General features: G+C 74.8%; 17 protein-coding genes. 12 read left to right on the top strand and 5 right to left on the bottom strand.

All coding sequences use genetic code 11. The features are described from left to right. Window positions 1-212: 212 nt before the first annotated feature. The 7 genes from AC5L35_RS10425 (at window position 213) to AC5L35_RS10395 (ending at window position 10,120) form a co-directional block, all read left to right on the top strand. Window positions 213-1,592, top strand: coding sequence for a nitrate/nitrite transporter (locus AC5L35_RS10425; protein ID WP_495059381.1), 1,380 nt, complete (start codon window positions 213-215; stop codon window positions 1,590-1,592). Then, window positions 1,589-3,688 carry a molybdopterin oxidoreductase family protein gene (locus AC5L35_RS10420; RefSeq protein WP_495059380.1) on the top strand — a complete coding sequence of 700 codons (2,100 nt, stop codon included), beginning with the start codon at window positions 1,589-1,591 and terminating at the stop codon, window positions 3,686-3,688. Before AC5L35_RS10425 ends, AC5L35_RS10420 begins: the two co-directional genes overlap by 4 nt. Before the next feature lie 184 nt (window positions 3,689-3,872). After that, window positions 3,873-5,330 carry an FAD-dependent oxidoreductase gene (locus AC5L35_RS10415; RefSeq protein WP_495059379.1) on the top strand — a complete coding sequence of 486 codons (1,458 nt, stop codon included), beginning with the start codon at window positions 3,873-3,875 and terminating at the stop codon, window positions 5,328-5,330. After that, window positions 5,327-7,861 carry a nitrite reductase large subunit NirB gene (gene nirB, locus AC5L35_RS10410; protein ID WP_495059378.1) on the top strand — a complete coding sequence of 845 codons (2,535 nt, stop codon included), beginning with the start codon at window positions 5,327-5,329 and terminating at the stop codon, window positions 7,859-7,861. The genes AC5L35_RS10415 and nirB overlap by 4 nt, the downstream gene beginning before the upstream one ends. Further along, complete coding sequence (gene nirD, locus AC5L35_RS10405) at window positions 7,858-8,238, top strand: nitrite reductase small subunit NirD (protein WP_495059377.1); 381 nt, start codon at window positions 7,858-7,860, stop codon at window positions 8,236-8,238. The genes nirB and nirD overlap by 4 nt, the downstream gene beginning before the upstream one ends. A gap of 8 nt (window positions 8,239-8,246) precedes the next feature. Then, on the top strand, window positions 8,247-9,437 hold the full coding sequence (locus AC5L35_RS10400) for a uroporphyrinogen-III synthase (RefSeq protein ID WP_495059376.1): 1,191 nt from the start codon (window positions 8,247-8,249) through the stop codon (window positions 9,435-9,437). Then, complete coding sequence (locus AC5L35_RS10395) at window positions 9,434-10,120, top strand: sirohydrochlorin chelatase (protein WP_495059375.1); 687 nt, start codon at window positions 9,434-9,436, stop codon at window positions 10,118-10,120. Before AC5L35_RS10400 ends, AC5L35_RS10395 begins: the two co-directional genes overlap by 4 nt. 84 nt (window positions 10,121-10,204) lie before the next feature. Here AC5L35_RS10395 and AC5L35_RS10390 read toward each other — a convergent pair whose 3' ends face one another. Continuing rightward, the gene (locus AC5L35_RS10390) at window positions 10,205-10,501 is read right to left on the bottom strand and encodes an MGMT family protein (protein ID WP_495059374.1); all 297 of its coding nucleotides are present in this window, start codon (window positions 10,499-10,501) and stop codon (window positions 10,205-10,207) included. A gap of 4 nt (window positions 10,502-10,505) precedes the next feature. Next, entirely contained in the window at window positions 10,506-11,279 is a 774-nt protein-coding gene (locus AC5L35_RS10385) for an alpha/beta fold hydrolase (RefSeq protein ID WP_495059373.1), read from the bottom strand. 146 nt (window positions 11,280-11,425) lie between these two features. On the opposite strand from AC5L35_RS10385, the gene AC5L35_RS10380 reads away from it, so the two are divergent. The 3 genes from AC5L35_RS10380 (at window position 11,426) to AC5L35_RS10370 (ending at window position 19,313) form a co-directional block, all read left to right on the top strand. After that, window positions 11,426-14,833, top strand: coding sequence for an ATP-dependent helicase (locus AC5L35_RS10380; protein ID WP_495059372.1), 3,408 nt, complete (start codon window positions 11,426-11,428; stop codon window positions 14,831-14,833). Window positions 14,834-15,011: 178 nt separating this feature from the next. After that, the gene (locus AC5L35_RS10375) at window positions 15,012-15,950 is read left to right on the top strand and encodes a glycoside hydrolase family 16 protein (RefSeq protein WP_495059371.1); all 939 of its coding nucleotides are present in this window, start codon (window positions 15,012-15,014) and stop codon (window positions 15,948-15,950) included. Window positions 15,951-15,992: 42 nt separating this feature from the next. Next, window positions 15,993-19,313 carry an ATP-dependent helicase gene (locus AC5L35_RS10370; RefSeq protein WP_495059370.1) on the top strand — a complete coding sequence of 1,107 codons (3,321 nt, stop codon included), beginning with the start codon at window positions 15,993-15,995 and terminating at the stop codon, window positions 19,311-19,313. 10 nt (window positions 19,314-19,323) lie between these two features. On the opposite strand, the gene AC5L35_RS10365 is transcribed toward AC5L35_RS10370, so the two are convergent. Beyond that, window positions 19,324-19,857, bottom strand: a complete 534-nt coding sequence (locus AC5L35_RS10365) for a DUF1697 domain-containing protein (RefSeq protein ID WP_495059369.1) — start codon at window positions 19,855-19,857, stop codon at window positions 19,324-19,326. Window positions 19,858-19,991: 134 nt separating this feature from the next. Here AC5L35_RS10365 and AC5L35_RS10360 point away from each other — a divergent pair, with 134 nt between their 5' ends. Continuing rightward, a complete protein-coding gene (locus AC5L35_RS10360) occupies window positions 19,992-21,101 on the top strand; it encodes a saccharopine dehydrogenase family protein (protein ID WP_495059368.1) in 1,110 nt (369 codons plus the stop codon). Here AC5L35_RS10360 and AC5L35_RS10355 read toward each other — a convergent pair. Then, on the bottom strand, window positions 21,098-21,478 hold the full coding sequence (locus AC5L35_RS10355; protein WP_495059367.1) for a DoxX family protein: 381 nt from the start codon (window positions 21,476-21,478) through the stop codon (window positions 21,098-21,100). The genes AC5L35_RS10360 and AC5L35_RS10355 overlap by 4 nt on opposite strands. A 144-nt stretch (window positions 21,479-21,622) precedes the next feature. Between AC5L35_RS10355 and AC5L35_RS10350 the strand changes: the two genes are divergently transcribed. Beyond that, the gene (locus AC5L35_RS10350; RefSeq protein ID WP_495059820.1) at window positions 21,623-22,621 is read left to right on the top strand and encodes a potassium channel family protein; all 999 of its coding nucleotides are present in this window, start codon (window positions 21,623-21,625) and stop codon (window positions 22,619-22,621) included. Window positions 22,622-22,637: 16 nt separating this feature from the next. On the opposite strand, the gene AC5L35_RS10345 is transcribed toward AC5L35_RS10350, so the two are convergent. Beyond that, complete coding sequence (locus AC5L35_RS10345; RefSeq protein ID WP_495059366.1) at window positions 22,638-24,053, bottom strand: sensor histidine kinase; 1,416 nt, start codon at window positions 24,051-24,053, stop codon at window positions 22,638-22,640. Window positions 24,054-24,080: the final 27 nt, after the last annotated feature.

The raw sequence follows: 24,080 nt of genomic DNA, 5'->3' as shown, positions 1-24,080 counted from the left end.
CGTCCGCACCCGTTCAGCGCTGTTGTCGGCTCCACGCACTTCTGCCTCACATCCGCGCCCAGGGTGAGTGAGCGCTGCTTTTCGTTCATGTCACACGGAACCGACTGCGTGGTAACGCGCTGTTCCTAGCGTTGCCCGCGACGGCAGCGACGCCTACGGACGCCCCGAGTGGCGTCCGCCCTACTCGACCTCAGCCCACCCGGAGGCCCGGCGTGACGACGTCACCTGACGCACATCCTGCCCGAAACCGGCTCGCCGGGCGCTGGATCGACCATTGGGACCCCGAGAATCCCTCTTTCTGGGAACGCACCGGGGCGAAGGTCGCTAACCGTAACCTCTGGTTCTCGATCCTCAGCGAGCACATCGGATTCTCGATCTGGTCGATCTGGTCGGTCCTGGTGCTCTTCATGGGCCCGGAGTACGGGATCGACGCGTCCCAGAAGTTCATCCTGGTGGGGGTCCCCACGCTGGTGGGCTCGGTGCTGCGGTTGCCGTACTCGTTCGCCGTGGCCCGCTTCGGTGGGCGGAACTGGACGATCTTCAGCGCCCTGATGCTCTTGCTCCCGACGATTTTCGCCGCGATCATCATGCAGCCGGGAACCTCTTTCGCGATGTTCCTCGTGGCGGCCGCGGTGGCGGGCGTCGGCGGTGGCAACTTCGCCTCGTCCATGACCAATATCAACACTTTCTTCCCCGACTCCCGTAAGGGCTGGGCGCTCGGGTTGAACGCGGGCGGTGGAAACATCGGCGTGCCGGTGATCCAGCTCGTCGGTCTGCTGATCATCGTGACGGCCGGTGCCGGAGCGCCGCGAATCCTGCTCGGCGTCTACATCCCGCTGATCGTGGTGGCCGCGCTGCTCGCTGCGCTGAACATGGACAACCTGACGTCGGTGCGCAACGACACGGGAGCTTTCCGGGAGTCGATCCGGGAGAGCCAGACCTGGGTGATGTCGCTGCTGTACATCGGGACGTTCGGGTCGTTCATCGGCTACAGCTTCGCGTTCGGGCTGGTGCTGCAGAACCAGTTCGGCCGCACGCCGCTGCAGGCCGCCGCGGTGACGTTCATCGGCCCGCTGCTCGGTTCGCTGGTGCGTCCCTACGGCGGGAAGCTCGCCGACTCCTACGGCGGCGCGAAGATCACCTTCTGGAACTTCATCGCCATGGCGGTGGCCACGGGAGTGGTGCTGGTGGCCTCGGCGATGCACTCGCTCTCGCTGTTCACGGCCGGGTTCGTGCTGCTGTTCGCGCTCAGCGGAGTGGGCAACGGCTCCACCTACAAGATGATTCCGGCGATCTTCCGCGGGCAGGCCAGGACCGCGATCGCCGGCGGCGCCGAGGAGCAGCCCGCGCTGCTGCGCGCGCGGCGGATCTCCGGAGCGGTGATCGGCATCGTCGGGGCGGTCGGTGCCCTGGGCGGGCTCTTCATCAACCTCGCGTTCCGCGAGGCCTTCCTCACCGAGAAGTCCGGTGACCCCGCGTTCTGGTCCTTCCTCGCCTTCTACGTGGTGTGCACCGTGGTCACCTACGCCGTCTACCTGCGACCTACCGCGGCGGAGGCCACTCACCCGCGGTTCGCGCACGCCGGCGTGTGAGCCGCCCGGCAGCGGTTCTGGCGACGTCGAAGGGCGTCGCCACCCATTGCCCGTACTGCGCGCTGCAGTGCGGGCAGTGGGTCGACGGCAGCGGGAGCGTCGACGGGCGTGAGTTCCCCACCAACCGTGGCGGGCTCTGCCAGAAGGGGTGGACGGCGGGCACGCTGCTCACGCACCCGGAACGGCTGACGACCCCGCTCCTGCGCCCGTCGCGGTCGAACGATCTCGCGCCGGTGGGCTGGGATGCGGCGCTCTCGCACGTGTCGCGGCGACTCGCCGCGCTGCGCGCCGAGCACGGCCCCGACTCGGTCGCGGTCTTCGGTGCCGGTGGCCTGACCAACGAGAAGTCCTACCTGCTGGGCAAGTTCGCGCGGGTCGCGCTGGGCACGTCACAGATCGACTACAACGGCCGGTTCTGCATGTCCTCGGCTGCTGCTGCGGGCAACCGCGCGTTCGGCGTCGACCGGGGCCTGCCGTTCCCGGTCACCGACCTGGACGAGGCCGAGGTCGTGGTGCTCGCGGGAGCGAACATCGCGGAGACGATGCCCCCGCTGATGGGCCATCTCGGTGGGGCCCGGCTCGTGGTGGTCGACCCGCGGCGCACGCCCACGGTGGAGCGGGCGATCGCAGGCGGCGGGATCCACCTGCAGCCGGTGCCCGGCACCGACCTGGTGCTGGCGCTGGGGATGCTGCACGCCGCCGTCACCGACGGCCGGCTCGACGCCGACTACCTCGCCGACCGCACCACCGGGTTCGACGACGCCTGGCGGGTGGCGGCGCAGTGGTGGCCGGAGCGGGCCGAACGGGTCTGCGGGGTGCCCGCCTCCGACATGCGCACGGTGGTGGGGTGGCTGGGGGCGGCGTCGCGGCGGTACGTGCTCACCGCGCGGGGCGCCGAGCAGCACGCGCACGGCGTCGACACCGTGACGGCGTGGATCAACCTGGCGCTCGCGCTGGGCCTGCCGGGACGTCCGGGCTCGGGCTTCGGCACGATCACCGGACAGGGCAACGGGCAGGGTGGGCGCGAGCACGGCCAGAAGTCCGACCAGCTGCCGGGCTACCGCTCGATCACCGACCCGGTCGCCAGGGAGCACGTCGCGGGCGTGTGGGGCGTGCCGCCCGACGCGCTGCCGGGGCCGGGACGCAGCGCCACGGAACTGCTGGCCGCGCTCGGTCGCCCAGACGGCCCGAAGGCCCTGCTCGTGTTCGGCTCCAACGTGCTCGTGTCCGCGCCGGACGGGAACGCCGTGGCCGATCGGCTCGCCGCGCTCGACCTGCTGGTGGTGGCCGACGTCTTCCCCAGCGAGACGGCGTTGGCCGCCGACGTCGTGCTGCCCGTGGCGCAGTGGGCGGAGGAGGAGGGCACGATGACCAACCTGGAGGGCAGGGTGCTGCGCCGGCGCCGTGCGCTCCCCCCACCGGCCGGCGTGCGCACCGACCTCGAGGTGATCGCGGGGCTCGCCGCCGAGTTGGGTGCCGCGGGGTTCCCGGCCGACCCGCAAGCGGTGTTCGACGAGCTGCGCGTGGCGTCGGCGGGTGGGCCCGCCGACTACTCCGGGATCAGCTACGACCGGCTCGACGCCGGGGAGGCCCTCCACTGGCCCTGCCCCGCACCGCCGCCGGGTGCACCGGTGCACCCCGGCACCCCGCGGCTGTTCACCGAGCGGTTCGCGCACGCCGACGGGCGCGCGCGGGTGGTCGCCGTCGAGCACACCGAGGCGGCCGAGCTGCCCGACGCCGAGCATCCGCTGCGGGCCACCACGGGACGGGTGCTGGTGCACTACCAGTCCGGCGCGCAGACCCGGCGGGTGGCGGAGCTGGCCGGGATCGCGCCGGAGTCGTTCGTCGAGGTGCACCCCGACACCGCCACGCGCGCGGGGCTGGCCGACGGCGACCGGGCGCGGGTCGTGTCGCGGCGCGGCACCGCGACGGCGAGGGTGCGCTGCGTGCCGACGCTGCGGCCGGACACCGTGTTCCTCCCGTTCCACTTCGGGGGCGAGCAGGCGGCGAACCTCCTCACCAACCCGGCGCTGGATCCGATCAGCCGGATGCCGGAGTTCAAGGTGTGCGCGGTGCGGCTGGAGCGGATGGTCTGACGGCCACCACGCACATCCCCTGGCCACCGTGCACATGTCAGGACGTGTGCACGGTGGCCACCTGCTGTGTGCGGCCGGCCCCGGGTTGCGCTCACGCGTGCAGCCCACCGATGTGCGGTCCGGTTTACGCCGGCGTCACGCGCCGTCCCGCCCATGTAACTGGCGATGCCTACCGTCGGTGGTCGTGAGCAGGCGAATCGTTGTGGTGGGGCACGGGATGGTCGGCGCCCGGTTCGTCGAGGAGGTCCGCCGCCGGGACCCGCACGGAGCGAGGGTCCGGCTCACGGTTCTCGGCGCCGAGCCGCGCCCGGCGTACAACCGCGTTCTGCTGTCCACGGTGCTGGCCGGCGGGCTGTCGGCCAGGGCGGTGGAGCTGCACCCGGCCGGATGGGCGGCGCGCCAGCGGGTCGACCTCCGCCTCGGTGTCTCCGCCACCGCTGTCGACCGGGACCGCCGCGCCGTCCACACCGGGTCCGACGGGATCGAGCCGTACGACGAGCTCGTGCTCGCCACGGGCAGCCGCGCCTGGCTGCCCCCGATGGACGGTCTCGACGACGCGAGTGTGGCGACGTTCCGGGACATCGCCGACTGCGAGCGGATCATCGCCCTCGCCCACCCCGGTGCGCGGTTCGTCGTGCTCGGGGGCGGGCTGCTGGGCTGCGAGGCGGCCCGGGGGCTGGCCGGGCGCGGGGTGCGCGTCACCCTCGTGCACCCGAAGGAGCACCTGATGGAACGCCAGCTCGACGCCGGCGCGGGCGAGGTGCTGGCGGCCACGCTGCGCAGGCTCGGCGTCGACGTCCGGCTCGGGGTGGAGGCGCAGGCCTGGGAGCCGGGCTACGGGCTGCGCTGCCGCGACGACGAGCTCGTCGCGGCCGACGCGCTGGTGGTCGCCGCCGGAGTGCGGGCCGAGACGGACCTTGCGGCCGCCGCGGGCATCGCGGTGGACCGCGGCGTGCTGGTGGACGACCGGCTGGCCACCTCGGATGCGCGGGTGCACGCGATCGGCGACTGCGCCCAGCACGCCGGCACGGCCGCCGGGCTGGTGCAGCCGGGCTGGGAGCAGGCCGCGGTGCTCGCCGACCTGCTCACCGGAGCCGACCCCGTGGCGCGCTACGGGGGGACGCCGTCGGTCACCCGGCTGAAGGCGCGCGGGGTGGACCTCGCCACCGTGGGCGACCCGGCCGCCCTCGACCGGCCCGGCGCCGAGGTACTGCGCTTCGCCGACCCGGTCGGTGGCCGCTACGCCACCCTGGCACTGCACGGCGACCGCGTGGTCAGCGGCGCCATGATCGGCCTCCCCGACGCCGCGGCGTCCATGATCCAGTTCTACGACACGGGCTCGCCCGCCCCGGCCGACCGGCTCGGACTGCTGCTCGGCCGCGCCCTCCCCGGGGCGCCGGAGACCGCCGACCCCACCCGGCTGCCTGCGTCCGCGGTGGTGTGTCGCTGCAACACGGTGACGAAGGGTGCGCTCGTGGCCGCGTGGCGAGGTGGGGCCACCGACGTCGCCGCGCTCAGCCGGGCGACCCGCGCCGGCACCGGCTGCGGGAGCTGCGGCGACGCGGTCCAGGGGATCTGTACGTGGCTGGCCGAGAGCGACCCCCCGGTGCTCAGCCCGGTTCGACAGGAGGGTGCCGCATGAACAGCGTCGACCACAGGGAGCTCGTCGTCGTCGGCCACGGGATGGTCGGGCACCGGCTCGTCCAGACCGTGCGGGACCGTGATCCCGAGGGCACCTGGCGGATCACGGTCCTCGGTGAGGAGAGCAGGCCCGCCTACGACCGGGTCGCCCTCTCGTCCTATGTGGATGGGGTGAGCGCGCAGGAGCTGACGCTCCCCGCCGCGCCCGACCCGCTCGTGCGGCTGCACCTGGGCGACGCGGTGGTCGAGGTCGACCGCGACGCCCGGCTCGTGCGCACGGCCTCGGGACGGGAGCTGCGCTACGACGCGCTGGTCCTCGCCACCGGCTCGGTGCCGTTCGTGCCACCCGTCCCCGGTCGTGAGCTGCCCGGCTGCTTCGTCTACCGCACGCTCGACGACCTGGACGCGATCACCGCCGCCGCGCGGGACGCGATGGCGGCGGAACGCCCGGGGCGCCGCTCGGCCGTCGTCGTCGGCGGTGGGCTGCTCGGTCTGGAGGCCGCACGGGCGTTGCGCTCGCTCGGGCTCTCGCCGCAGGTGGTCGAGATCGCCCCGCGGCTGATGCCGGTGCAGGTCGACGAGGGCGGCGGCGCGCTGCTGCGCCGGCTGGTGGAGAACGAGGACCTCGCCGTGCGGTGCGGGGTGTCGGTCACCGGGATCGCAGAGCACCGCGGGCGGCTCGTGGCCTCCCTCTCCGACGGCATCGAGCTCGACGCCGACGTCGTCGTGTTCTCCGCCGGGATCCGTCCCGCCGACACGCTGGCCCGTGCGGCCGGCCTGCCGGTGGGGGAGCGCGGTGGCGTGCTCGTGGACAGCCGCTGCCGCACCACCGACGAGCACGTCTGGGCGATCGGTGAGGTGGCCGCCCTGGAGGGCCGCACCTACGGTCTCGTGGCCCCCGGGTACGCGATGGCCGAGGTGGTGGCCGACCGGCTGCTCGGCGGCACCGCCACGATGACCTCCACCGCACTGGACATGTCAACCCAGCTCAAGATGCTCGGCGTCGACGTCGCGAGCTTCGGTGACGCCCACGCCACCACGGCCGGTGCGCTGGAGGTGGTGGTCAACGACCCGGTCGCCGGCAGCTACGCCAAGCTCGTGGTGAGCGACGACGCGCGGACGCTGCTCGGGGGCGTGCTGGTGGGCGACGCGTCGAAGTACGCCACCTTGCGCCCGCTCGTCGGGGCCGCGCTGCCCGCCGACCCGGTCGCGATGATCGCGCCCGGCGGGGTGGAGATCGGCGCCGACGCCCTGCCCGACACCGCGCAGATCTGCTCGTGCAACGCCGTCACCAAGGGCGCTGTCTGCGACGCCATCGGCACCGGGGCCCACGACGTGCCGGCGCTCAAGGCGTGCACGCGGGCCGGCACCAGCTGCGGGTCGTGCGTCCCCGTCCTCAAGAAGCTGCTCGCGCAGGCGGGCGTCGAGCAGTCCACGGCGCTGTGCGAGCACTTCGCCCACAGCCGCGCCGAGCTGTTCGAGATCATCGCCGGCACGGGGATCCGGACGTTCTCCGAGGTCGTCGAGAAGCACGGCACCGGACGCGGCTGCGACATCTGCAAGCCGACCGTCGCGTCGATCCTCGCGTCACTGGGCAACGGGCACGTCCACGACGGCGAGCAGGCGGTCCTGCAGGACACCAACGACCACTTCCTGGCCAACCTCCAGCGCAACGGCACGTACTCGGTGGTGCCGCGGATCCCCGGTGGCGAGATCACACCGGAGGGCCTGATCGTGATCGGCGAGGTGGCTCGCGACTTCGGCCTCTACACGAAGATCACCGGCGGGCAGCGGATCGACATGTTCGGCGCCCGCGTTGAGCAGCTCCCGGCGATCTGGCGCCGGCTGGTCGACGCGGGGTTCGAATCCGGGCACGCCTACGGCAAGGCGCTGCGCACGGTGAAGTCCTGCGTGGGCACCACGTGGTGCCGCTACGGCCAGCAGGACTCGGTGGGCCTCGCCGTCGCGCTGGAGCTGCGCTACCGGGGGCTCCGCGCCCCGCACAAGTTCAAGTCGGGCGTCTCGGGCTGTGCGCGGGAGTGCGCGGAGGCCCGGTCGAAGGACTTCGGCATCATCGCCACCGAGCACGGGTGGAACCTCTACGTCGGCGGCAACGGCGGCTTCACCCCGCGCCACGCCGATCTGCTCGCGTCCGACCTCGACACCGACGAGCTCGTCCGCGTCATCGACCGGTTCCTCATGTTCTACATCCGCACCGCCGACCGGCTGCAGCGCACCGCGGCGTGGATCGAGGCCATGGACGGCGGCCTCGACCATCTGCGCGCGGTGATCGTCGACGACTCTCTCGGAATCTGTGCCGACCTGGAGGCCGCCATGGAGACCCACGTCAGCGGGTACGCCGACGAGTGGCGGGGGGTGCTGGACGACCCTGCGAAGCTGGAGCGGTTCGTGTCCTTCGTCAACGCGCCGGACGCGCCGGACCCGACGATCACCTTCGTCACCGTGCGGGGGCAGCCGGTGCCCGATCCCCGGGAACCGGTCGCGGTCGGGATGCCGGGGGTGCGGCGATGACGATCTCGCCGACCGTGACCGAGCGGGACAGCGCGCCCACCGCTTCCCCCGGGCCGCGCTGGCAGGCCGTGTGCCGCTACGACCGGCTGCTGCCCGAGCGCGGTGTCGCCGCCCTGCTCGGCGACGTGCAGGTGGCCCTGTTCCGGACCCACGACGGCACCGTCCACGCGATCGGAAACATCGACCCGTTCTCCGGCGCCGCCGTGCTCTCGCGGGGCATCGTCGGCGACCGTGCCGGTGTGGCGACCGTCGCATCGCCGGTGTACAAGCAGGCTTTCGACCTGGTCACCGGTCAATGCCTGGACGATCCGGACGTCGCGGTGCCGATCTACCCGGTCCGGGTGGCCGACGGGCTGCTCGAGGTCGGGTTACCGTGAACAGCGCCGTGGCAATCGACCCTCCTCGCACCGAGGTCCCGCCCCTGGCGGGTTTCACCGTCGGGGTCACAGCCGCGCGCCGGGCCGACGAGCTCGCCACGATGCTGGAGCGTCGGGGAGCGGTCGTTCAGCACGGCGCCGCGCTGCGGATCGTCCCGGTCGCCGACGACACCCAGCTGGCCGACGCCACCCGCGGCCTCATCGCCCGTCCGCCCGACATCACCGTGGCCACCACCGGCATCGGCTTCCGCGGCTGGGTGGAGGCCGCCGACGGGTGGGGGATCGGCGAGGAACTGCTCGCCGCTCTGGGCGCGGGGAAGCTGATCGCCCGCGGCCCGAAGGCACGGGGGGCGATTCGCGCGTCCGGGCTGATGGACACCTGGTCCCCGCCGTCGGAGTCCTCCGCCGAGGTGCTCGACTATCTCCTCGACGGCGCCTGCGACGGCCGCGGCGTCGACGGGCTGCGCATCGCCGTCCAACTGCACGGCGAGCCCCTCCCCGACGTGGTCGAGGCACTCACGGTGGCGGGTGCCGAGGTGATCGAGGTGCCGGTCTACCGCTGGCTGCCGCCCGTCGACATCGGCCCGCTCGACCGGCTGATGGACGGCGTGCTCACCGGCTGCGTGGACGTGCTGGCGTTCACCAGCGCGCCCGCCGCGGCCAGCCTGCTGGCCAGGGCCACCGAGCGCGGAGTGCGCGACGAGCTGCTCACCGCGCTGCGCGGGCCGGTCCTGTCGCTCTGCGTCGGCCCTGTCACCGCGGCGCCCCTCGAAGCCGTCGACGTGCCGACGGTGCAGCCCCAGCGGTCCCGCCTCGGGGCGATGGTGCGGCGCCTGGAGGCCGAGATGCCGGGGCGTGCGCGGCAGTTGCCCGTGGCCGGGCACTGGCTCGAGCTGCGCGGACACGCCGTGCTCGTCGACGGGGTGCTGCGCGGGGTGCCGCCCGCCGGGATGGCGTTGCTCCGCGCTCTCGCCCGCCGCCCCGGCCGGGTCGTGGCACGAGCCGAGCTGCTGCGCGCACTGCCAGGGGGCAGCGGCGACGAGCACGCCGTCGAGACGGCCATGGCGCGGCTGCGCACCGCCCTGGGTGAACCCAAGCTCGTGCAGACCGTCGTCAAGCGGGGGTACCGCCTCGCGCTCGACCCCGCCGCCGGTCCCGTCCCCGTCGGGGGGCACTGCCTGCACGGGGACAAGCGGTGAACCTGCTGCTCGCCGCGCACGGCACGCGTGACCCTGCCGGCGCGGTCGTCACCGAGCGGGTGGCGGCACGGGCCGCCGAGGCGCTGGGGGTGTGGGTGACGGCGTGCTTCGTCGACGTCCGCAGGCCCAGCCCGGCCGACGCGCTCGCCGAGCTGCCCGGCCCGTGCGTGGTGGTGCCCATGTTCCTCGCCGCCGGCTACCACGTGCGCGTCGACGTGCCCGCGCAGCTCGACGCCATCGGCCGCCGCGACGTCCTCCTCGCCCAGGCCTTCGGCCCCGATCCCGCACTCGTCGCCGCGGCCGCCGACCGGCTCGCCGCGGCCGGCGCGCGTGCCGACGACGCCGTGGTGCTGGCCGTGGCCGGCTCCAGCGACCCCTACGCCCAGGCCGACGGCGCCCGCGCGGCGCGCAGGCTCGGGCGGGTGCTCGGGCGCCCCGTCACGCTCGCCACGATCGCCACCGGCGGTCCCCGGGTGGGCGAGGCCGTGGCCGCGCTGCGGGCCGGTGGGGCCCAGCGGGTGGCGGTGGCGTCGTGGCTGCTGGCGCCGGGGTTGTTCCAGCGGCACCTGGACGGCTGCGGCGCGGACGTCGTCGCCGCGCCCCTCGCCGACCACCCGGCCGTCCTGAACCTGGTGCTGGACCGCTACGAAGCCGCCCTGGCGACCCGAACCCGCACAGCCTGAAGACGCCCCCACCCCCAGCACCCCCCAAGTTCAGGAAAGCCACTTTCAGGCCCTCTCCGGGCAGCAAAGTGGCTTTCCTGAACTTCAGAGGGCTCCGCGGCGGGGCGTGCGCGGGGGTCTCGGGAGGCGGCCGTCCACCAGGAGGATGCCTTCCGCTCTCAGGCGCGCGCTCTGCTCCACCGCGATGTGCGGGGCGCAGCTCCCGTCCGCCCGCAGGACCCGGTGCCAGGGGATGTCGTGGCCGTCCATCGCGAGGATCCGGCCCACGAGCCGCGGCGAGCGCAGGCCGGCGCGGGCGGCCACCTCGCCGTAGCTCGCCGTCTCGCCCGGCGGGATCGCCAGCACGACGGCCCGGACCCGTTCGACCGTCTCGTCGTCCATCGGCTCAGGGTGTCAGGAATTCGCGCATCGCCTGCGCGACCTCCTCGGTGCGCTCCAGGTAGAGCATGTGGCCTGCGTCGACCTCGGTGACGGTGAGCGCGTCGCCCAGCTCGGCGCGGCAGGCGTCCACCCAGGCGGGGCTGACGAAGTCGGCCTTCGTGGCCGGCAGCAACAGCGTCGGCGTGCCGGCGGGCGGGGTCAGTGCCGGGCGGGCCATCTCGCTCCACGCCACGACGGCGGTGGACCCGCAGTAGCGGTAGCGGTACCGGTCGCCGTCGCGCACGAGGTGCTCGGCGATCTCGGCGTCCACGAGGTCGTCCGCGATGCCCTCCCAGCGCTGCGCGCGGTCGGCACGGGCCATGGCGATGTCGGGGAAGGACTCGTCGGCGCGACTCGACTCGGCCGTCTCCAGCATGTCCTGCGGGTCGAGCCCGATCGCCGGGTCGAGCAGCACCAGCCGCTCGACGCGTCCCGGCGCGGTGCGGCTCAGGTGCACCGAGATCGCGCCGCCGTAGGAGTGCCCGGCGATCCGAACGCGCTGGAGGTCGAGCGCGTCGAGCACGCCCAGCACGTCGGACACGTGCTGCTCGATGTTCCACGGCGGTGTCCACGGGGAGCGGCCGTGACCGCGCAGGTCGACCGCGATGAACCGGAACTCCGGCAGTGCCTCGGCCAGCACCCGCCAGCGCGCGGAGTGGCCGGTGATGCCGTGCAGGGCGAGCACGGGCACCCCGTCGGACGGCCCGAAGGTGCGGACGTGGAGCGGCGCAGCAGTCATCCCCCCGATCCTGCCACCCGGTCGTGAGTGCCCCCTGTGGTTGCAGCAAAGCCACTTTGATGCAACGTGGTTGCCGCAACGTGGCTTTGCTGCAACTCGCCGGGCCGCCCGCGAGCGCTGTCGGGGCCTCGTGGTTGCATCGCCGCGTGTCCCGTCACGATCGCCCCGCCGGGCCCGCCGCGCTCGCGCCGGGCCTCGTCCGCAGGCCGCGGGCGGTGCCGGGCGAGCTGGTCTGGGACGACGCCGCGCGGCACGTGCTCGCCCACGAGGCAGGGCCGTTGCGGGTGGTCGGTGGGCCGGGCACGGGCAAGACCACGCTGCTCCTGGAGAGCATCGCCGCGCGGATCCGCGCCGGGGCGGATCCCGAGCGCACCCTGCTGCTGGTCGGCAGCCGGCGCGCGGCGGGGGAGCTGCGTGAGCGGATCGGCGATCTGGTCTACGGCCAGGACGACGCTGTGGCGGAACGCACGTCCCGGGAGCCGCTGGTGCGCACGGTGCACTCCTACGCGTTCGGGGTGCTGCGGCTGCACGCGGCCCGCAACGGGGATCCGCCCCCCCGGTTGCTGGCGAGCGCGGAGCAGGACGCCGTGGTGCGTGACCTGCTGGCGGGCGAGCTCGACGGCCCCGAGCGCGGGGGAGCTCCCGACTCGGGCTGGCCGGAGCGGCTGCGTCCGGCTCTCGGGCTGCCGGGGTTCGCCGCCGAGCTGCGCGAGCTGCTGCTGCGGGCGGCCGAACGCGGCCTCGGGCCGGAGGAGCTCACCGAGCTGGGCATCCGCCACGACATGCCCGAGTGGGCTGCGGCCGGGCGGTTCTTCCGCACCTACGAGCACGTCATCCTGCTGCGGGGGGCCGCGGGTCGCGGCGCGCCGCAGGCCACCGCCCCCGCTCTGGACGCTGCGGAGCTGGTGTCGGCCGCGCTCGACGCGCTGGCGTCCGATCCCGAACTGCTCGCCGCGGAGCGGGAGCGGGTCCGGCATCTGGTCGTCGACGACGCCCAGGACCTCGACCCTCAGCAGATGGAACTCGTGCGCGCGCTGGGCTCCACCGCCACCAGCGTGCTGCTCGCCGGCGACCGCGACCAGGCCGTGCTCACGTTCCGTGGTGCCGATCCGGGCGGCCTGCGCGCCGTCCAGGCCGAGACGGTCCTGCTCAGCGTCGACCATCGCAGCGCGCCGGCCGTGCGGGCGGCGGGCGCGCGGTTGGTGGCGCGGCTGTCCGGATCCGGATCGGGACGGGAGCGGGTGGCGCCACCGGGCGAGTCGGAGGGCCCGGAGGGCACGGTGGCGGTGCGGGTGTTCGGCTCGGCGTCGCAGGAGGCGGGCTGGGTGGCCGACCAGCTCCGCCGCGCCCACCTGTCCGACGGTGTGCCGTGGTCGCGCATGGCGGTGCTGTCCCGGTCCACCCGGCTGTCGCTGCCCACGCTGCGCCGGGCTCTGCTGGCCGCGGGCGTGCCGGTCGCCGCGCCGCCCGATGAGCTGCCGCTCGGGCGCCAGCCCGCGGTCCTCCCGCTGCTGATGGTGCTGCGCTGCGCCACCCGTCCTCTCGAGCTGGACGCCGACGCGGCCACCGCCCTGCTCACGTCGCCTCTCGGCTCGGGGGACCCGATGCGGATGCGCAGGCTGCGGCGGGGCCTGCTGCGGCTCGACGCCGGTACCCCTCCGGTGGACGCGCCACCGGAGCCGGAGCCGGAGCCGCCGGACGACGGCGAGCAGTCCGCGCGCCCGGTCGACATCGAGCGGTCGGGGAGCGATCCGTTGCTGGTCGCGGCGCTGCGGTCGGCCGCGGAGGGGCGTCCCGACCCACTCGTCGCGCTCCCCCCGCAGGACACGGCGCCGCTGCGCCGCGTCGGCACGCTGCTGGCCATCGCGGGCCACGCCGCACGCGACGGCGAGAGCGCCGAGGAGGTGCTGTGGCGGGTCTGGCAGGCCTGCGGGCTCGGGTCGCGGTGGAGCGAGGCCAGCGCCCGCGGCGGCCCGGTCGGCGCCGCGGCCGACCGCGACCTCGACGCCGTGCTCGCCCTCTTCGACGTCGCCGCCCGCCACACCGACCGGTTGCCGGGTGCAGGCGTGGCGAGCTTCCTCGAGTACCTCGCCGACCAGCAGCTCCCCACCGACTCGCTCGCGCCGCGGGCGCCCAGGGGCGACGCGGTCTCACTGCTCACCGCCCACGCGGCCCGCGGGCGCGAGTGGGATGTCGTGGCCGTGCCCGGCGTGCAGGAGGGCAACTGGCCCGACCTGAGGCTGCGCGGCAGCCTCCTGGGCAACGAGCGGCTCGTCGACCTCGTGGGCGGCGTGGCCGAGCCCGGAGAGACCGTCTCGCGGATCGCGCCCCTGCTCGCCGAGGAACGCCGCCTGTTCTACGTCGCGTGCACCAGGGCCCGGCACACGTTGCTGGTCAGCGCGGTGCAGGGGGAGGACGAGCAGCCCTCGCGCTTCCTCGACGAGCTCGACCCCGTGCCGGCCACGCAGGCCGACCGCCCGGTCTATCGGCCGGGCCGCTCACTCGTGCTGGCCGAGCTGGTGGGCGAGCTGCGGAGGGCCGTGTGCGCCGACCCGGGAGACGACCCGGCGGCCGCGGAGCGCCGTCGTCGCGCGGCGGTGCAGCTGGCCCGGCTCGCCGCCGCCGGGGTGCCCGGCGCCCGCCCCGACGACTGGTACGGGCTGGCTCCCGTCTCGAGCGACGCTCCGCTACGCACGCCGGGAGAGGTCGTGCCGGTGTCGCCGTCGGACGTGGAGAAGATCGTCCGATGCCCGCTGCGGTGGGTGCTGGAGCGCCACGGCGGCGGCGAGGTGGGGGCGCTGGCCGCCGTCACCGGTTCGCTGGTGCACGCGTTGGTGCAGGCCAGCGCGGCCGGTGCGGAGGACGCCGAGCTGGAGGTCGCCCTGCGCTCGGCATGGTCGCGCCTCGACGCGGGTGCGCCGTGGTTCGGTCGCCGCGAGCTGTCCCGGGTGCAGGGGATGCTGGCCGCGTTCGACGGCTGGGTGCGGGCGAGCCGGGCGGAGGGGTTACGGCTGGTGGCCGTCGAGCAGCCGGTGCAGCTCGACCTCGCGGGCGACGAGCCGGGCCTTCACCTGGTGGCCGACGCCGACGCCGCGGAGAACGACACGGCGGGCCGGGGCGCCCCGCGGCTGCGGCTCCGGGGGCGGGTCGACCGGCTGGAGGTCGATCCGGAAGGGCGGCCGGTGGTCGTCGACGTGAAGACGGGCCGCACGGCCGTCAGCGGTCGGGCGGCCGCCGAGCACCCGCAGCTGGCCGTCTACCAGCTTGCGGCCGCGCTCGGCGCGTTCGGTGAGCTGCTGGAGCCGGGAGCGCGCCCCGGCGGCGCGCGGCTCGTCTACCTCGCCGACCAGAAGGCGAACGGGCAGGTCAAGGAGCCCGTCCAGCCGCCGCTCGACGACACCGAGCTGGCCCGCTGGGAGGACGTGCTGCGCCACTGCGCCGACGAGACGTCCGGGGCGCAGTTCATCGCGAGGGTCGGCCCCGACTGTGACCGCTGCCCCGTCCGGGTCAGCTGTCCGCTCAGCGAGGCCGGTCGGCAGGTCACCCAGCCGTAGAACCGGAACGGGCCGGCCTGGCCCCACCACGGTCACGCTGTGCGAGATCCGCTGATCGGCCAGGTCGTTCCGGCTCGCCCGGGTGGGTGGTCCGGACGGAAGGATCACAGCGGGTACGGTGCGTCGGCACACCGCGCTCCCGCGGCTCCCCGCCCCGGTGTGCTTGCCAGGAGGTGCGATGTCCCGGACCGCGAGACGGATGCGGTCAGCCGTCGCCTGCGCCGGACTCGTCGTGTTGCTCGCCGCATGTGCCGGTGGCCCGGGGTCGAGCAGCGCCGCGCCCGACAACGCGCCCGACCTGTTCCAGGCGCTCCCGCCGACGTCCACCGTTCCGGAGCCGACGCCGACCACGTCCGCCCCCACCACGACCCCGAAGCCCACGTCCGGCCGTCCGTCGGCCACGCCGGGTCCCCATTCCGGAGGCGCCCGCGGTGCATCGGGGCCACACGCCCCCACCGGCTCGGGCGGCGGCGGGGTCAAGTGGCAACCCGCCGGGGGCGACGAGTTCAACGGCCCGGACCTCGACTCCAAGGGCTGGGACCTCTACGACAGCGTCGGCGGCTTCGGCACCGGCTTGCGCAAGCCGGAGGCGATCAGCCAGTCCGACGGCACGCTCAAGATCACAGCCAAGGGTGACGTCTCCGGCGGGATGGGCCAGACCACCGGGCAGCTCTACGGGCGCTGGGAGTTCCGTGCCCGCACCGACGCGGGACGCGGGTTCGGCTCGGCGATCCTGCTCTGGCCCGACTCCGAGAAGTGGCCGGAGGACGGCGAGCTCGACATCATGGAGGTGCCGGGCGAGAACCGGGATCTCGCACACTTCGTGGTGCACTGGGGTCCGGACGGCACCGACAACATCCATGGCACGGCGGTGCCGGGGGACTACACGAAGTGGCACACGTTCGCCCTCGAGTGGCTGCCCGACCGGATCACCTGGTACGTCGACGGGGTCAAGAAGTACGAGAACAAGGACAAGACGGTGATCCCGACGAAGCCCATGCACCTCACGATCCAGCTCGACCAGGGCCCGAAGAAGGACTGGATCCCGCCGCGCGACGACACCACCCCTGACGAGGTCAACCTCGAAGTCGACTGGGTGCGGATCTCCAAGATGTAGCGGGACGGCCGGGCGTCTCGGTCGCTGCGGTAGAACTCTCGCGTGGAGCTCACCCCGCACGCCCTGGCCATCGCGCTCGGGCTGCCGGCGCCCACCGACGAACAGGCCGAGGTGATCGCGGCGCCTGCCCGCCCGGCGCTGGTCGTGGCCGGGGCGGGAGCGGGCAAGACCGAGACGATGGCCGCCAGGGTCGTCTGGCTCGTCGCCACCGGTCAGGTACTGCCCGAGCAGGTGCTGGGGCTCACGTTCACCCGCAAGGCCGCCCAGCAGCTCGGGGCCCGCGTGCGCTCGCGGTTGCGCCGCCTCGCCGGCTCCCGGCTGCTCGACGAGCTCGACCCCAGCGGCGCGCGGCGCGCGGCGGTGCTCGCCGGTGAGCCCAGCATCTCCACCTACCACGCCTACGCCGGACGGCTGGTCGCCGAGCACGCGCTGCGGCTGCCCGCCGAGCCCGCGTCGCGCCTGCTCGGGCAGACCGCGTCCTGGCAGGTCGCGCACCGGGTGGTCACGAGCTGGGCCGACGATCTCGAGATCGACCTCATGCCCGCCACGGTCACCGAGCGGCTGCTCTCACTGGCCGGTGAGCTGGGTGAGCACCTCGTCGACCCCGAAGCGGTGCGCCGGCACGCCGAGCGGCTCGTGTCCGTGCTGGCCTCGGCCCCGCCGGGCAAGCGGCAGCGGGCGGAGCCGTCGCAGACCTACCAGCGGTGGGTGGGCGCCCAGCGGCAGCGGGCGGCGCTGCTGCCGCTGGTGGAGGCGTTCGCGGCGCGCAAGCGCTCGGAGCGTGCGGTCGACTTCACCGACCAGCTCGCGATCGCCGCGCGCGTCGCCGCGGAGCACCCCGAGGTGGGGGAGGCCGAGCGGGCGCTCTACCGCGCGGTGCTGCTCGACGAGTACCAGGACACCGGGCACGCCCAGCGGGTACTCCTGCGGGCCCTGTTCGGCGCTCCTCCCGGCGAACCGCTCCGCACCGCCGGGCCCGCGGTCACCGCTGTCGGCGACCCGTTCCAGTCGATCTACGGGTGGCGGGGGGCGAGCGCGGGCAACCTCGTCCGGTTCCGCACCGACTTCCCCGCCGCGGACGGACCGGCCGACGAGTACGGGCTGCTCACGAGCTTCCGCAACCCGCCGGAGGTGCTCACGCTCGCCAACGCGGTGTCCGCGCCGCTGCGCGCGGCGCCGGGAGCGGTCGGGGTGGGGGAGCTGCGTGCCGGGCCGGGCACGCGGGCCGGGGACGTGCGGGTGGCGCTGCTGCCCGACATCGCGGCCGAGATCGACTGGATGGCCGACGGCATCGCCACCCACTGGCGCACGGCGGAGGACGCCGGAGCCGAGCCCCCGACGTCAGCGGTACTGGTGCGGCGGCGCGCCGACATGGACGCGATCGCGGCGGCCCTGCGCGCCCGCGGGCTGCCCGTCGAGGTCGTCGGGCTCGGGGGCCTGCTGGACACGCCGGAGGTCCGCGACCTGGTGAGCGCCCTGCGACTGGTCGCCGACCCGCTCGCCGGGCCCGCCGCCGTCCGGCTGCTCACGGGGGCCCGCTGGCGGCTGGGCGTCGCCGACCTCGCGGCCCTGTGGCAGCGGGCCAGGGAGGTGGTGCCGCCGCAGCCGTCCCGTCCGGGGCCGTTGACGCCTGCCGAGCTGGCTCTCGGCGCGCTGCCCGGCGAGCAGGCCGAGCAGGCGGGGCTCGTCGACGCCCTCGACGACCCCGGTCCTGCCTCGCGGTACTCGCCGGAGGGCTTCGAGCGGATCACCCGGCTCGCCCGCGAGCTGGGGTGGCTCCGGGCCAGGGGCGCCGCCCCGCTGACCGACCTGGTGGCCGACGCCGAGCGGGTGCTGCTGCTCGACGCTGAGAGCGCGGCCCGCCCGGGCCCGGTGGGCCGCGCCCACCTCGACGCGTTCGCCGACGTCGTGGCCGACTTCGCCGCGGGTGCCGAGGTCGCCACCCTGCCCGCGTTGCTGGACTTCCTGGAGACGGCGGAGAAGGCCGAGGACGGGCTGACCCCCGGCGAGGTCGAGGTCGCGCCGGACCGCGTGCAGGTGCTCACCGTGCACGCCGCCAAGGGACTGGAGTGGGAGGTCGTCGCCGTCCCGCATCTCGTCGGGCAGGTCTTCCCGGGACGGAAGATCGGCGGCACTTGGCTGACCAGCGCGGCCGAGCTCCCCGTCGAGCTCCGGGGGGACGCGGCCGACCTGCCCGTCCTGCAGCTTCCCGACGGCGGCGACCGCAAGGAGCTCGAGGGGGCGCTCAAAGAGCACTCCGACGCGCTCGACGAGCGGCGGCTCATCGAGGAGCGCCGGCTGTTCTACGTGGCGCTCACCCGCTCAGAACAGGTCCTGCTCGCCTCCGGGCACCGCTGGGGTGCGGCCGGGGACCGCCCGCGGGAACCGTCGGAGTTCCTCGTGGAGATCGCCCGCGTGCACGGCGCGGAGCAATGGGCCGAGGAGCCTGCGGACGACGCGGTCAACCCCGCGACGCTCGAGCAGCCGACGGCACTGTGGCCCGCCGACCCGCTGGCGGAGCGGTCGACAGCGGTGCACGCCGGGGCGGCACTCGTGCGCTCGGCGCTGCGCGAGCTCGACGAGGTGCACGCCGTCCGGGCCGATGCGGCCGAGCCGGGCGACCAGCTCGAGCTGCTCGGTTCGTTCGACGAGCCGCCGCCGGACGAGGACGACGAGGGCGACGACCCGGAGGGCTGGGCCGCCGACGTGGACGTGCTGCTCGCCGAGCGCGCGGCCGCCAGGGCCCGGCCCACGGCGGCGCTGCCGCCGCAGCTGACGGTGAGCCAGCTCGTCGAGCTCGCGGCCGATCCGGCGGCGCTGGCGGCCCGGCTGCGTCGCCCGCTCCCGTTGCCACCCAACCCGCACGCCCGCCGCGGCACCGCGTTCCATGCCTGGCTGGAACAGCGGTTCGGGGCGGCGCAGCTCCTCGACCTCGACGAGCTGCCCGGCGCCGCCGACGAGGGCGCCGCTCCCGACGACGCCCTCACCGAACTGCAGGACGCCTTCCTCGCCTCGGAGTGGGCCGACCGGCGGCCCGTCGAGATCGAGGTGTCGTTCGAGACCGTGGTGGCCGGCATCGGGGTGCGCGGCCGGATGGACGCGGTGTACGCCGACCCGGACGGCGGCTTCACGGTGGTGGACTGGAAGACCGGCGCGTTGCCCGACGAGTCCAGGATGCCGGCGCTCGCGGTGCAGCTGGCGGCCTACCGGCTGGCGTGGGCGGCGCTGGCGGGGTGTGCGCCGGAGCAGGTCCGGGCGGCGTTCCACTTCGTGCGCCACGACGTCACGCTCCGACCGGTCGACCTCCTCGACGCAGCCGGGCTGCGGGGGCTCGTGCTGTCGGTGCCCGCCGCATCGACATAGCTCGCCGGCCCTAGAGCAGCTCGGCGAGCTTGGTGATCGTGTTCCAGTTGCGGGCGGTGACCGGCACGCGGAGGTGTTTCTCTACGACGCCACCCACCGGAGGCGCGGCGAGCACGCCGTCGGGGCACCACTGGTAGATCACCCGCCCACCGAGACGCGCGTTGTCCGGGTCGAGCCCGACCGGGTCGTGCTCGGCGAGCAGAGCCGCGTCCGGCGAGGTCGCGAGCACGTGGGCCATCATCCGTGACCCGTTCGTCGCCACGTCCGGGAACGGGTGGCCGTCGACGATCGCGCGCAGCTCGTCGCCCGTGAGGACGACGCAACGCACGTCGAGGCCGAGCTCCGTGCTGATGGCCGTCTCGATCCGTTCGGCGTGCTCGGAGGGGACGGCGTCGTCACCGGTGAGGACCGCGTTCCCGCTGTTGAGGTGCGTGCGGACGTCGGTGTAGCCCAGGCCGGTCAGCAACGCGCGCAGGTCGGCCATGGCGACGCGCTTGTGGCGTCCGAGGTTGATCCCGCGCAGGAGTGCGACATATCGGGGCACGCGGGAACGATACCGGCGCTCCCGTCGCCGTCCGGGAAGCGCGTGGGAACCGGGCGACTCGCGGGCACGGGACGGGCGACTCGCGGGTGCGGATCGGGCGACTCGCGGGGGATGGGGGCGGTTAGGGTCCGGGCGTGAGCGCGAGGATCGTTCTGTTCGGCGCCACCGGCTACACCGGTGGGCGGGTGGCCGAGGAGATGGTGGCCCGGGGGCTGCGGCCCGTGCTGGCCGGGCGCGACCCGGCCCGGCTGGCGGCCCTCGCCGACCGGCTCGGGGGCCTGGAGACGGCCACGGCGGACGTCACCGACGAGCGCTCGGTCGCCGGGCTCGTCGGGCGGGGCGACGTACTGGTCAGCACGGTCGGCCCGTTCCTGAAGCTCGGCCGTCCCGCGGTGGCCGCGGCGGTCGCCGCGGGGGCGATCTACCTGGACTCCACGGGCGAGCCCCCGTTCGTCCGCCAGGTGTTCGAGCAGTACGGCCCGTCGGCGGAGCGGGCGGGGGCGACGCTGCTCACCGCGTTCGGCATCGACTACGTGCCAGGGGTGCTGGCGGGCGCGCTGGCGCTGCGGGACGCGGGTGAGGACGCCGTGCGGGTGGACGTCGGCTACTTCATCACGGGGGCGGGGCGGGGGCAGGCGTTCTCGCGCGGGACGCTGCGGTCGGTGGTGGGTACGGCGGTCGAGCAGTCCCACGCCTGGCGCGACGGCGCGCTGCGGGCGGAGCCTGCGGGCTCCCGGCTCCGCACGTTCGACGTGGCCGGTAGGCCGCGGCCCGGTGTGACGGTCGGTGGCAGCGAGCAGTTCGCGCTGCCGCGGCTCGCACCGGGCCTGCGGACGGTGGACGTCTACCTCGGCTGGTTCGGCGCGGCCAGCCAGGCCGTGCACCTCGGGTCGCGGTTCACACCGCTGCTCGGCCGGGTGCCCGGTGCGGGGCGGGCGCTGGGCGCGGTGGCCGGGTTCGTCACGCGCACGGCGTCGGACGCACCGTCGCCCGAGGCGCTCGCCGGGATGCAGTCGCACGTCGTGGCCGAGGTGTTCGACGCCACCGGCACCCTGCTCGCCCGCACCCGCATGACCGCGCCCGACGCGTACGTGTTCACCGCGCGCCTGCTCGCCTGGGGGGCGGGTCGGGCGGCCGAGCACGGGGTCCGCGGCAGCGGCGCACTGGACCCGGTGGCGGCGTTCGGTCTCGACGAGCTGACCGGGGGAGCCGCGGAAGCCGGCCTCGTCCCGGCCGTCTCCTAGGCGTCCCGACGCACCCACAGGGCCCACAGGGCCCACAGGATCAGCGGGACCTGCAGCGGCAGCCGCCCGTAGGCGATGGCCCGCTCGCGGGGAGAGCGGTGCCTCCAGTCGATCGCCATCTGGACGTTGGCGGGGAACACCGCGGCGAACAGCCCGGCCGCCGCCGGCGCCCCGAGACGCCGGGTGCGCGGCACCGCAACGGCCGCGGCCACACCGATCTCCACCGCGCCGGACACGAGCGCCCACGGGCGCGGCGACCCCGGCACCCATCCGGGCACGACCGCGTCGAAGTGGCGCGGCACGGCGAAGTGCAGCGCTCCCGCGGTGGTCAGCAGCGCGGCCAGGCCCGCCGCGGCATGTCGCTGTCGTGCCCGCATCGGCGGATCATCCCGGCAATGACGCGACGCTGGCCACGGCAGTGTCGGTCGGCGAGCGTGCCCCCGCCTCCGACAGCTACTCTCCGCGCCGTGACCGATCAGCGCCGGCCGCTGGCCGACCCCTCGCTGGTGGGGCTCATCCGGATGCCCGACACCGCCGCCAGCCCGGTGGTGGCACTGCTACGCAGGCTCGCCGTCGCGTTCGGATCGCTGGCTGCCGCCGCGCTGGTCGTCTACTTCGGTGGCAACGGGTACGTCGACAACAACAGCAACACCCCGATCTCGTTGGGCGACGCCTTCTACTACGCCACCGTGTCGCTCTCCACGACCGGTTACGGTGACATCGTCCCCGTCACGCCACAGGCACGCCTGCTCACGACGGTGGTCATCACCCCGCTGCGGCTGCTGTTCCTCATCGTGCTGGTCGGGACCACGGTCGAGCTGCTCACCGAGCGCTCCCGGCAGGCAGTTCGCATCGAGCGCTGGAGGTCCCGCGTGCGGAACCACACCGTTGTCGTCGGGTACGGCACGAAGGGCCGGGCCGCGGTCGAGACACTGCTCGGCGACGGGGCCCAGCCCACCGACATCGTCGTCGTCGACACCGACCGCACCCGGCTCGATGCCGCGTCGGCGCTCGGGCTGGTGACGGTCACCGGCAACGCCACCCGGTCCAGCGTGCTGCGGATCGCCGGCCTGCAGCAGGCCACCGCGATCATCGTGGCCACCAACCGGGACGACACGGCAGTGCTCGTCACGCTCACCGCCCGCGAGCTCGCGCCGGACGTCCGGATCGTGGCGGCGGTTCGGGAGTCGGAGAACGTGCACCTGCTGCGTCAGTCCGGGGCCAACTCGGTGATCGTCTCCGCGGAGACGGCGGGGCGCCTGCTGGGCATGGCCACCACCACGCCGAGCGTCGTCGACGTGGTGGAGGACCTGCTCACCCCGGACGCCGGGTTCGCGATCAGCGAGCGGGCGGTGGAGGAGTCGGAGGTCGGCGGCTCCCCGCGGCACCTGCCCGACATCGTGCTCGGTGTGGTCCGCAACGACGAGCTCCACCGCGTGGACGCCTCCGCCGTCGACGCCCTCGAGCGCGGCGACCGGCTGCTCTACGTCCGCAAGGCCACCCTGCCCGACGACGACTGACCCGGAGCGGACCGGCTCAGGCGGCCGGCAGGGTCAGTGCGAAGGCCGCACCCACCCCGCCGGGCGGGTCGACGCAGCGCAGGTCGCCCCCGTGGGCTCTGGCGATCCCGCGAGCGATCGCGAGGCCCAGACCGGCACCGCCGTCGTCCGCGCTGCGGGCCTCGTCCAGCCGCACGAGCCGGTCGAAGATGCGTTCCCGGTCGGCGGGTGGCACCCCGGGCCCGGTGTCGGCCACCAGCACCGTCGCGGTGCCTCTCCCCGTCGCCGTCACCGTCACGGTGATCCGGCTGCCGCCGGGTGTGTGACGACGCGCGTTGTCGAGCAGGTTGTCCACCACCTGGCCCAGCCGGGCCGCGTCTCCCGGGACGACGGTCGGGTCACCGTTGACCTCGACCTCGCGGTCCGGCGCGAGCAGCCGGACCCGTTCCGCCTCGGAACGGGCCAGCTCCAGGAGGTCCACCGGCTCGCGGCGCAGCTCGATGCCCGCGTCGATCCGCGCGAGCGCGAGCAGGTCGTCGACCAGCCGACCGGCCCGGTGGCTCTCGCGCAGCAGCAACAGGTGCAGCCGGTCGCGCTCCTCGGCGTCGAGGCCCGGGGCGATGGCGGCCTCGGCCACGGCCTGCACCCCGGCCAGCGGGGTGCGGAGCTCGTGCGCGGCGTCGGCGACGAACCGGCGGGTGCGCGCCTCCGACGCCCGCGCCGTCGCCTCGGCGCCCTCCAGCTCGTCGAGCATCGCGTCGAACGCGGACGCGGCGCGTCCGAGCTCGGTGTCGGTGCGGGACGGGGCGAGCCTGCGGCCGCGGTTGCCCCGCGTGATCGACCGGGCCAGTGCGGTCATGGAGTCGAGCGGAGCCAGCGCGACGCGGGTGGTGAGCAGCGTGACCACCCCCGCGACGGCGAGCGCCGCGATGCTGAGCAGCAGCAGCGTGCGGCGCAGCAGCCGCTGCGCCGCCGTCACCGGTCCGCCGTCGGCCACCAGCGTGAGCCGGGAGCCGTCCGCCAACGGCTGCTGCAGCGTCTGGTCGCCCGGCCCGACGTCCGCGTCGGGACCACCACCGGGACGGCGACCCGGACCGTGCTGCCACGGTGGCCCCGGCCCGTCGGGACGGCCGGGACCGTGCCACGGCGGTCCCGGCGCGTCCGGCCCGCCGTCGTACACGGTGCCGTCGGCCGCGACCACGACGGCGCGGATCCCCGGCGCCTCCACCTGGCGGGCCACCTCCGCCGCCGGGACCCGTTGCGCGACGAGCTGACCGGCCAGCGCGGCCCGGACGGCCAGCTCGTCGCGCAGCCCGGAGCGGGTCTGGGTGGAGAACACGATGTCGGTCAGCACGGTGATCGCCACGAGAACCGCGGCCAGCACGAGCATGCTCAGCGCGGTGACCCGGCGGCGCAGGGACACGGTGCGCAGGCGGGTCCCGGTTCCGCTCACGCCGGCGCCTCCGGCCCGATGGTGCTG

This window comes from Pseudonocardia sp. OZ21, assembly GCF_059359135.1.
Note: the sequence above shows the minus strand (reverse complement) of the source record. Positions and strands in the feature narration are given on the sequence as shown.

What these genes read in the sequence shown, in the direction of transcription:
- nirD (WP_495059377.1), top strand. Translation starts at nt 7,858, where the DNA reads ATGACGATCTCGCCGACCGTGACCGAGCGGGACAGCGCGCCCACCGCT.
- AC5L35_RS10355 (WP_495059367.1), bottom strand. Translation starts at nt 21,478, where the DNA reads ATGCGGGCACGACAGCGACATGCCGCGGCGGGCCTGGCCGCGCTGCTG.
- AC5L35_RS10350 (WP_495059820.1), top strand. Translation starts at nt 21,623, where the DNA reads ATGCCCGACACCGCCGCCAGCCCGGTGGTGGCACTGCTACGCAGGCTC.
- AC5L35_RS10385 (WP_495059373.1), bottom strand. Translation starts at nt 11,279, where the DNA reads ATGACTGCTGCGCCGCTCCACGTCCGCACCTTCGGGCCGTCCGACGGG.
- AC5L35_RS10375 (WP_495059371.1), top strand. Translation starts at nt 15,012, where the DNA reads ATGTCCCGGACCGCGAGACGGATGCGGTCAGCCGTCGCCTGCGCCGGA.
- nirB (WP_495059378.1), top strand. Translation starts at nt 5,327, where the DNA reads ATGAACAGCGTCGACCACAGGGAGCTCGTCGTCGTCGGCCACGGGATG.
- AC5L35_RS10390 (WP_495059374.1), bottom strand. Translation starts at nt 10,501, where the DNA reads ATGGACGACGAGACGGTCGAACGGGTCCGGGCCGTCGTGCTGGCGATC.